This window comes from Vibrio sp. 10N.247.310.23 (genome assembly GCF_041467155.1).
GTDB lineage: Bacteria > Pseudomonadota > Gammaproteobacteria > Enterobacterales > Vibrionaceae > Vibrio > Vibrio crassostreae_C.
In genome coordinates this window covers 1-2,103 of sequence record NZ_JBFSTZ010000082.1, presented here as the reverse complement: position 1 = coordinate 2,103, position 2,103 = coordinate 1, and the positions used below count along the sequence as shown (strand labels likewise).

4 protein-coding genes are annotated in these 2,103 nt (G+C 42.4%); all 4 read left to right on the top strand.

All coding sequences use genetic code 11. From position 1 onward, the window contains the following. The first annotated feature begins 189 nt into the window (after window positions 1-189). The 4 genes from AB6D93_RS23895 (at window position 190) to AB6D93_RS23880 (ending at window position 2,003) form a co-directional block, all read left to right on the top strand. On the top strand, window positions 190-879 hold the full coding sequence (locus AB6D93_RS23895; RefSeq protein ID WP_102333904.1) for a tellurite resistance TerB family protein: 690 nt from the start codon (window positions 190-192) through the stop codon (window positions 877-879). 167 nt (window positions 880-1,046) lie between these two features. After that, complete coding sequence (locus tag AB6D93_RS23890) at window positions 1,047-1,250, top strand: YaeP family protein (protein ID WP_008222923.1); 204 nt, start codon at window positions 1,047-1,049, stop codon at window positions 1,248-1,250. Window position 1,251: 1 nt separating this feature from the next. Next, a complete protein-coding gene (locus tag AB6D93_RS23885; protein WP_029235125.1) occupies window positions 1,252-1,443 on the top strand; it encodes a DUF4250 domain-containing protein in 192 nt (63 codons plus the stop codon). Between the two features lie 233 nt (window positions 1,444-1,676). Continuing rightward, on the top strand, window positions 1,677-2,003 hold the full coding sequence (locus tag AB6D93_RS23880; protein WP_102333905.1) for a hypothetical protein: 327 nt from the start codon (window positions 1,677-1,679) through the stop codon (window positions 2,001-2,003). The last annotated feature ends 100 nt before the right edge of the window (window positions 2,004-2,103 follow it).

Genomic DNA, 2,103 nt, shown 5'->3' with positions numbered 1-2,103 from the left:
CTTCTTCTTGAAGATAAAAGCGGCTTTCCCCGGAAAGCCGCGATGAACCTTTTTTATGCCTATTTTTTCCCTTCAAAGTCCCTTCTATTTATCAGTAGAGTAAATAACGTAAGTTAATCCCCTGTTCATCTTCAAATCCGTATATTGGTGTCATCAACTTTTTGGACATGCTCACCATTGGAGGTATCGATGGATATCAAAAGCTTACTTAACCAAGCACTTAAGTCAGATCTCGTTAAACAAGGCACTCAGAAACTTTCACAAGGGTCTTCAAGTTTAAGTGACCTTTCTCAAGGCAACAATGGCAAGAGTAGCAGTAAAAGTACACTCGGAGCCTTCGGTGCAGGCGCTGTTGGTGGCGGGCTATTAGGTGCATTAATGGGTTCTAATAAAACCAAGAAAATGGGTAAGAAAGCCGCAGGTATTGGTGGCGCAGCAGCTCTGGGCGCTCTCGCTTACAAGGTCTACAACGACTACCAATCTAAACAAGGCCAAACACCGAATGCCGAGCAAGCTAAATTTGATGAGAACGACTCAAACCATAGCGTACTGATTCTCAGATCAATGATTGCCGCATCCAAAGCCGATGGCCATGTCGATGAAGAAGAGATGGCTAAGATTGAACAAGCCGTCGAGAACATGGGTGCCGATTATCAACTGACTAAATTGGTGTCTGAAGAGTTGCACAAACCACTCGATCCAAGTGAAATCGCTCAACTCGCGACATCACCGCAACAAGCCAGCGAAATCTACTTAGCCTCTTTGATCGTAGCCGACGAACAGAACTTCATGGAAAAGGCGTACCTCAAAGAGTTAGCCAAACAACTCAACCTTGCTGATGAAGTGACTTATCAACTTGAACAGCAAATATCTGGTTAAGCGGTCAATATCCGGCTAATTGGCAAGCTAGCAAGTGATACGTTGAGCATCAACAGAATGAGATATTGAGCAAGAACAAACTAACTCTGAACTTAATCAGATCCACTTTGTTTTTGCTTATCTCTATGTGTATATTGAGATCAGTTATCATTTGGTTAGGTATAAAAATGAAAGTATACGATTGTTGTGATTTGGTGCGTGAACTGTATTCTCAAATTGGCAGTGGCGACCAAGGCTATATCCCGAAAGCGATCACCTGCGCGGTAAAAACATTGAATGACCTTGCTGCAGACGAATCTCTTCCTAAAGAAGCGCGTGAGCGTGCAGCCTTTGCCGCTGCAAACCTGCTGATCTCAGATTTCGAGGACTAATATGAACCTCGCTAATTTTGAAAAAATGGATCCTGTAATGTTGATGAGCATCGTCAACATGAAGCTACGTGACGACTTCGGCGGTGATATAGATCGAGTGGTCAACTTCTACGAGATCGACAAAGCAGCATTGATCGCTAAACTTGCGTCTGCTGGTTTTGAATTCCTTCCAGAAGCCAAACAGTTTCGATAGTCATTTAAAACAAGCTTGATTTTGAAAGGCCAACCTCAGTGTTGGTCTTTTTTATTGGTGATACGTATTGGATAAACATGCAGTTAGCCAATTATAAATTATCTGTCTACATCTATACTTTTATATCTTAGAGTCAACGAGCGCTCCTTGAACCAAAGCGTGTTGTTGTATAGGCTACCTGAAAATAGCATATAAAACTCATCAATCAATCTGATGATAGCGAAGGATTAACAATGAAAAGACTCGGACTTTTGGCAGTTTTCGCAGCAACACTGACTGCAGGTTGCGCTTCAAATACACATCAAGACAACTTTCGTGAAGCCTCTTTTGAGCTGTGTAACACCGAAGTCGATATTTACTCAGTAAGCCATGATGAAAGAGTGCGTATTGTCTGCTCTGATGGCTCTAAATTCGCTCTGAAAAGCGAAGACACACTAGAAGTGATGCGTGACATCAATATCGACTACTGTGACGGCGAAGGCTTAGGCAAATTCAACGAGAGCCGTAGCTACTACTCGTTTAGATGTAAGTCAGGTACTTTACTGAGCATCAAAAAGTAAAACCGATACCAACAAACAGCAAAGGGTTGATGTGCAAACATCAGCCCTTTTTTATGGTTCATCGCGGATTAGCGGGAACTAAAAACAAAAACGGTAGTAA

Bases quoted from the DNA above. Each gene is read 5' to 3' on its own strand.
- AB6D93_RS23890 (WP_008222923.1), top strand. From the start codon at position 1,047: ATGAAAGTATACGATTGTTGTGATTTGGTGCGTGAACTGTATTCTCAA.
- AB6D93_RS23895 (WP_102333904.1), top strand. From the start codon at position 190: ATGGATATCAAAAGCTTACTTAACCAAGCACTTAAGTCAGATCTCGTT.
- AB6D93_RS23885 (WP_029235125.1), top strand. From the start codon at position 1,252: ATGAACCTCGCTAATTTTGAAAAAATGGATCCTGTAATGTTGATGAGC.
- AB6D93_RS23880 (WP_102333905.1), top strand. From the start codon at position 1,677: ATGAAAAGACTCGGACTTTTGGCAGTTTTCGCAGCAACACTGACTGCA.